The sequence below is a fragment of the Burkholderia sp. LMG 13014 genome (assembly GCF_905232215.1).
In the GTDB taxonomy this organism is placed as follows: domain Bacteria; phylum Pseudomonadota; class Gammaproteobacteria; order Burkholderiales; family Burkholderiaceae; genus Burkholderia.
The window spans coordinates 1-6,323 of the sequence record NZ_CAJNKE010000350.1; the positions used below are offsets into that span (position 1 = coordinate 1).

A 6,323-nucleotide genomic window follows, 5' to 3' on the forward strand; every position below is an offset into this window, starting at 1 on the left:
CCTCAAGGACGACACACTCGAGTCCCTGCGCAAGGACTACGACGCGTTCGTCCGCGTGTCGCTGAAACTCGACCCGCAGTTCGCGACGCCGTCGTTCGAGGATTTCCTGCGCGCCAAACTGCTCGACAACATGGTGCCGCTGACCGAGCACGCGGTGCAGCGGATGCTGGAGGGCGGCCAGTACGCGTGGGCAAAGCGCACGCTCGACAAGGAATTTCCGGACGTCGTCGCGATCCTGATGCGACAGGCCGGCGAATTCGGCTTCGGCTTCGCGTCGCGCTCCGAATGGACCCCCGACGAACTCGCGAAGGCTTGCCGCGACTGGGCGAAGGCGATCGTCGCCGAAGCGCAGGGCGACCCGTCGCTGATCGACCCGCTCGCCTCGCAGATCAAAGGGGCGGCGCAAGACATCCAGACGCTCGAGGAACTGATGCAGACGCCGGCATGGCGGCTCGCGGAATCGCTGCGACAACGGGTCTACGAGGCCAAGCTCGCGTGCGAGATGAGTGTCGGCAGCACCGCGCGCGACAAGCTCGGCGAACTGCGCGGGCTGCTGCGGCTCGGGCTCTCGCATGGCTCGTTCCAGAAACAGGAAGCGCAGCAGATCATGGAATACCTGCGGCTGCTGAAGCCGGAGATCTTCGTCGAGGAGCCGTACGACGTCTTCGCCCGGCTCGCCGCGTGGCTGCGCAACGTATTCACGCCGTCTGCCGTGCGTCCGGCGCAAGGACAGGGGCAAGGGCAAAGTCAACGCCGGCAGTAACGGCGCGCCCCAGCGCATCAACCCATGAAAACGGCCCGGGTCGCGCAACGCGAACCGGGCCGTCGGAAGGCCGCCGTCGCGACGCGCCGTCCGGGACGAGCGTCGCGCGGCATCGGGCATCGCTTACTGCGTAGCGCCCTGGGCCGATGCACCGCCCTCCGCGCCGACCGCTGCGCCGCCTTCGGCCGCTTCACCGGTCTTCGCCTTGGCCGAGCCGGCATGGCCCTTGGCCGACTTCGCGGCATGCTTCGCGTGCTTCTTGGCCGAATGGACGGCCGACGACGCCGTATCCTTCGCGCCGTCGGCTGCCGCGCCGACCGCATCGGTTGCACCGCCGACCGCATTGCCCGACACGTTCGCGCCCGCACCGCCCTGCACGCCTGCACCGACACCCGCTGCCGGCGTCTGTGCCTGCACGCCGGCACCGGCTGCGCCCTGCACCGCCGTGCCCGTCTGGGCAAATGCGGCCGAAGTGGCGAACGCCGTCAGCGCGGCACCGATCAGCATCGTACGAATCTTGGACATGGCAATTCTCCTCAGGAAGTTGTGAGCCCGAACCGCAGCGATGCGGTCCGTGGCGCCCCGCCGCAACACGCAGCAGGTACGACAAAAGACCCGCGGCGCGCACGGCCGGTTCTCGAATTTCTCAGACTGTTACCCACCGTTTCATTTGCTGACGAATGGCTCACATTCCCTAACAACTGCATGCGGCAGCCGACCGCGCTCGCGCGCCGGCCCGCGGTGCCGTATGATGCGGGGCGATTCCTCCCGCGCTTTGCGCCCCTTCTTCGCCATGCCCAATCTGGATTTCACGCTGACCGGCGAATACGTCGAGCTGCACAACCTTCTCAAGATCACCGGCCTCGCTGACAGCGGCGGCACCGCGAAGCTGATCGTCGCGTCCGGCGCGGTGAAAGTCGACGGCGCGGTCGAGCTGCGCAAGACCTGCAAGATCCGCGCGGGCCAGGTCGTCCTGCTCGGCGACACGCGCATCGCCGTACGCGAAGCCTAGCGTTCCCCTGCCTGCGACATGGCCATCGGTGCGCGCGTTCGACACGGTTCGAATAAAGCCGTAAGCTAACCGTCTCTCAAAATAAATACATATAGCGCGGGCCCGCACCCGCGCGAGCGCCCATTCCATGTCGCATTCCGGTCTTACGCGGACGGCCGCCGCGCCGCCGTCCCTGTCCAGTCATGCCGCCGATACCGCGCGCCTCGCCGCGCCGCTCGCGATCGCGCAGCTCTCGCAGATGGCGATGAGCGTCACCGACACGGTGCTGCTCGGCTCGCTCGGCCCCGATTCGCTCGCGGCGGGCGGGCTCGGCGCGAACTTCTTCTTCGTCATCGTGACCGTGCTGCAAGGCGTGCTGTCGTCGGTCAGCGTCAGCGTCGCGCATGCACGCGGTGCCAAGGCCGACGAGCGCGTCCCGCACATCTACTGGACCGGCTTCGCGCTGTCCGTGTTGCTCGCGGTCCCGGCCATCATCGCGCTGTCGCTGTCCGAACCGATCCTGCTGATGTTCCACGAGCCGCCCTTGCTCGCGCATCACGTCGGCGAATACACGGGCATCCTGCGCTTCGCCGCGCTCGGCAGCCTGATCGGCGTCGGGCTGATGCGCGCATTCCTGCCCGCGATCGGCGCCGCACGCCGGCTGCTGTGGGTGTCGATCGGCGGCGTCGGCGTCAATGGCGTGCTGAACTACGGGCTGATCCACGGCGCGTTCGGGCTGCCGCGCCTCGGCTTCCTCGGTTCGGCCGTGGCGACGACCATCACGATCTGGCTCACCGCGCTCGCACTGATCTGGTTGCTGCACGGCCGGCAGCGCTTCCGTCACTTCGTGACCGCCGCGCGCCCGAAGCTGCCCATGATGGGCGAACTGATCGGCATCGGCTGGCCGGTCGCGATCACGTACGGGGTCGAATCGACACTGTTCCTCGCAACCGGCCTGACGATCGGCGTACTCGGCGCGACGGCGCTTGCCGCCCACCAGATCGCGCTGAACGTCGCATCGGTGGCATTCATGGTGCCGCTCGCGATCGGCCAGGCCGCCAACGTGCGGGTCGGCTACTGGGTCGGCGCGGGGGCACCCGTCGCCGCGCGGCATGCGGGCTTCGTCGCACTCGGCCTCGGTGTCGCGTTCATGTCGCTGTCGGGCATCGTGCTGATCGCCGCGCCGCACGCGATCGTCGGCCTGTACCTGAACCTCGGCGATCCGGCCAACGCGGCCACGGTGTCGCTCGCCGCGGCGCTGCTCGGCATCGCCGCGGTGTTCCAGATCGTCGACGGCGCGCAGACCGTCGCGTCGGGTGCGCTGCGCGGCCTGAAGGACACGCGCATCCCGATGCTCGCAGCGACGCTCGGCTACTGGGGCATCGGCTTTCCGACCGGCTACTGGTTCGCGTTCCACGTGGGCCTCGGTGCCCGCGGCCTCTGGTGGGGCCTCGCGGCCGGCCTCGCCAGCGTGGCCGTGCTGATGGCGTGGCGCTTTCACCTGAAGAGTGCGTCGCTCGTGACGTCGCGGCACTGAGCGCGACACGACGCGAAATTCCAGCCGGCGCTATGCTAGTCGGCTGAAGATCTCAAGACGCCGCGCGAGCGGCGCGACTGCCTCACGATACGTCTGATTACGTCTGATGCCGCGCGGCGACGCGCGGCCTTTCCCCTTTCCTGGAGGAGTGGATCATGAACGAAGCAGTTCGGATGGAACGCGATACGTTCGGCGAAATCGCCGTGCCGGCCGACCGGCTCTGGGGCGCGCAGACCGAGCGCTCGCTGCAGAATTTCAAAATCTCGACCGAAAAGCAGTCGCCCGAGCTGATCCACGCGCTCGCGATCGTCAAGCGCGCCGCGGCGGCCGTGAACCAGTCGCTCGGCGTGCTGGCCGACGACAAGGCGCGCGCGATCATCGACGCGGCCGACGAGATCATCGCCGGCAAGCATCCGCGCGAATTCCCGCTCGCCGTGTGGCAGACGGGCTCCGGCACGCAGACCAACATGAACCTCAACGAGGTGATCGCGAATCGCGCGAGCGAGCTGATGGGCGGCGAGCGCGGCGAAGCGCGCAAGGTTCATCCGAACGACGACGTGAACCGCGGCCAGTCGTCGAACGACGTATTCCCGACCGCGATGCACGTCGCGGCCGCGTATGCGATCGTCAACCACCTGCTGCCGGCGCTGCGCACGCTGCGCACGACGCTCGACGCGAAGTCGAAGGCGTTCGCCGACATCGTGAAGATCGGCCGCACGCACCTGCAGGACGCGACGCCGCTCACGCTCGGCCAGGAGTTTTCCGGCTACGTTGCGCAGCTCGACCAGGGCATCCGTCACGTCGAATCGGCGTTGCCGCACCTGTACGAACTCGCGCTCGGCGGCACCGCGGTCGGCACGGGGCTGAACGCGCATCCGGAGTTCGCGGTGCGCGTCGCCGATGAAATCGGCCGGCTCGCGAAGCTGCCGTTCGTGACGGCACCGAGCAAGTTCGAGGTAATGGCGGCCGCGGATGCGCTGGTGTTCGCGCACGGCGCGCTGAAGACGGTGGCAGCCGGCCTGATGAAGATCGCGAACGACGTCCGCTGGCTCGCGAGCGGGCCGCGCTGCGGGCTCGGCGAGCTGTCGATTCCGGAGAACGAGCCGGGCAGCTCGATCATGCCGGGCAAGGTGAATCCGACTCAATCCGAAGCCGTGACGATGCTGTGCTGCCAGGTGTTCGGCAACGACGTCGCGGTCAACGTCGGCGGCGCGAGCGGCAATTTCGAGCTGAACGTGTTCCGGCCGATGATCGCGCACAACGTGCTGCAGTCGGTGCGGCTGCTCGCCGACGGTGCGCAGAGCTTCAACGACCACTGCGCGGTGGGCATCGAGCCGAACCGCTCGCGGATCGACCTGCTGCTGAACGAATCGCTGATGCTCGTGACGGCGCTCAATCCGCACATCGGCTACGACAAGTCAGCACAGATCGCGAAGAAGGCGCACAAGGAAGGCACGACGCTGAAGGCGGCCGCGCTCGCGCTCGGCTACCTGACCGAGGCGGAATTCGATGCGTGGGTACGTCCCGAGCAGATGATCGGGTCGCAGTAACGGCAGGAAAACGGGCGCGGCGCGATGCGCGGCGCCCGCAGCGCTCAGACTGCGCCCTTCGCGACTTCTTCCGGTTTCATCTCGACGATCTTGTCGAGCGCGGCCCGCACGTCGGCCGCATATTTCGCGAGCACCTTCTGCTCGTCGGTCTCGGGCACGAACGGCGGCACCGGTACCGGGTTGCCGTTCTCGTCGACCGCGACGAACACGACGAGGCAATCGGTCGTCTGGCGCAGCATGCCGCCCTTCGGATCGCCGGCATGCACGGACACATGGATGTGCATGCTGGTGCGGCCCGTCGCGACGACGCGCGCCTTCAGCTCGACCAGATTGCCGACCATGATCGGACGCTGGAAACGGATGTTGCCGACGCTGACCGTCACGCAATAGCGGCTCGACCAGACGGCCGCGCATGCATACGCGACCTCGTCGATCCACTTCATCAGCGCGCCGCCATGCACCTTGCCGCCGAAGTTCACGGACGACGGCTCGGCGAGGAAGCGGAATACGGTTTCGGTGCGGTCGAGGGCGGCCGGTACGGGGGACGGTTGGGACATCTTGTTGGCTCCAGGCGGCAGGGGCGCTGTAATCGGGCCATTATACGTTGCGCTGCGGCAACGCGTCGCGGGGCGCCCCGTGTGGCGCGGCTGCCGGGGCCAAGCCCGGTGCGCACGCGGCCGGCACCGGTCAATGGCGCACCGTGATGCCCTGATCGATCGTGCCGTACATCTCGATGCTGCCGCCGCGCTCGCCGGTCGCGCCACCGCCCTGCGCACAGGCTGCACAGACGAGCGCGGCCGCCAGCAAACAGAAAATCGTCTTCATCGTTGCATCGTGTCACATGCGGCAGCCCGCTGCCGCCGCTTTCGGCCATTCTACGCGCGCGCCGCAAGCGGCCGCAGCCCGGTTCGCCGCATCGACGACGCAAGCGCCACTGCATCCGACATTTCAGCCAAAAGCGAAACATCGAATGCGCGCGGCCACTACACTGAAGATCATCCCGCCTGACGAGACACGACGATGACCGACCAAGACGACCACCACTTCCCGGGCCTGAGCCGCATCGGCTCACTGATCGCCGACCCCGGGCGCGCCGCGATGCTGTGGGTGCTGATGGACGGCAGCGCACGACCGGCGGGCGAACTGACGATGATCGCGGGGCTGTCGCCGTCCGCCGCAAGCGCCCACCTCTCGCGCTTGACCGAAGGCGGCCTGCTTGCGCTCGACGTGCGCGGCCGGCACCGCTACTACCGCATCGCATCGGCCGATATCGCGGCCTCGCTCGAGGCGCTCGCGAACGTCGCCCGCGCGGCCGCGCCGCATCGCCCGGTTCCGGCGCCGTCCCGCACGGTCCCGGCCGAACTGCGCTATGCGCGCACCTGCTACGACCACATGGCCGGCGAACTCGCGGTGCGCATCTTCGACGGGCTCACCGCGCGCGGCTGGCTGCTTGCCGACGGCGATGCGATCGAGGCCACCGAA

The 6,323-nt window shown here is 68.2% G+C and carries 8 protein-coding genes; 5 read left to right on the forward strand and 3 right to left on the reverse strand.

Going from position 1 to position 6,323, the window contains the following annotated elements; genetic code table 11:
* On the forward strand, window positions 1-763 hold a 763-nt coding region (locus JYJ84_RS25645; RefSeq protein ID WP_205189594.1), incomplete at its 5' end, for a DUF4088 family protein.
* Window positions 764-886: 123 nt separating this feature from the next.
* Here JYJ84_RS25645 and JYJ84_RS25650 read toward each other — a convergent pair.
* Window positions 887-1,288, reverse strand: coding sequence for a hypothetical protein (locus tag JYJ84_RS25650; protein ID WP_174960363.1), 402 nt, complete (start codon window positions 1,286-1,288; stop codon window positions 887-889).
* A 268-nt stretch (window positions 1,289-1,556) separates the two neighbouring features.
* Here JYJ84_RS25650 and JYJ84_RS25655 point away from each other — a divergent pair, with 268 nt between their 5' ends.
* From JYJ84_RS25655 to fumC, 3 genes are all read left to right on the forward strand, one after another.
* Entirely contained in the window at window positions 1,557-1,775 is a 219-nt protein-coding gene (locus JYJ84_RS25655) for an RNA-binding S4 domain-containing protein (protein WP_006486208.1), read from the forward strand.
* Window positions 1,776-1,902: 127 nt separating this feature from the next.
* Window positions 1,903-3,291 carry a multidrug efflux MATE transporter NorM gene (gene norM / locus JYJ84_RS25660; protein WP_175221294.1) on the forward strand — a complete coding sequence of 463 codons (1,389 nt, stop codon included), beginning with the start codon at window positions 1,903-1,905 and terminating at the stop codon, window positions 3,289-3,291.
* Window positions 3,292-3,446: 155 nt separating this feature from the next.
* Window positions 3,447-4,841 (forward strand): class II fumarate hydratase, encoded by a 1,395-nt coding sequence (fumC, locus tag JYJ84_RS25665; RefSeq protein WP_174960367.1) that lies wholly within the window; start codon window positions 3,447-3,449, stop codon window positions 4,839-4,841.
* A gap of 44 nt (window positions 4,842-4,885) precedes the next feature.
* On the opposite strand, the gene JYJ84_RS25670 is transcribed toward fumC, so the two are convergent.
* A complete protein-coding gene (locus tag JYJ84_RS25670) occupies window positions 4,886-5,398 on the reverse strand; it encodes an acyl-CoA thioesterase (protein WP_039370920.1) in 513 nt (170 codons plus the stop codon).
* A gap of 130 nt (window positions 5,399-5,528) precedes the next feature.
* Window positions 5,529-5,666 carry a hypothetical protein gene (locus JYJ84_RS25675; RefSeq protein ID WP_164462553.1) on the reverse strand — a complete coding sequence of 46 codons (138 nt, stop codon included), beginning with the start codon at window positions 5,664-5,666 and terminating at the stop codon, window positions 5,529-5,531.
* A gap of 195 nt (window positions 5,667-5,861) precedes the next feature.
* Here JYJ84_RS25675 and JYJ84_RS25680 point away from each other — a divergent pair.
* Window positions 5,862-6,323 (forward strand): helix-turn-helix transcriptional regulator (locus JYJ84_RS25680; RefSeq protein ID WP_205189595.1); only part of this gene is annotated, 462 nt, incomplete at its 3' end.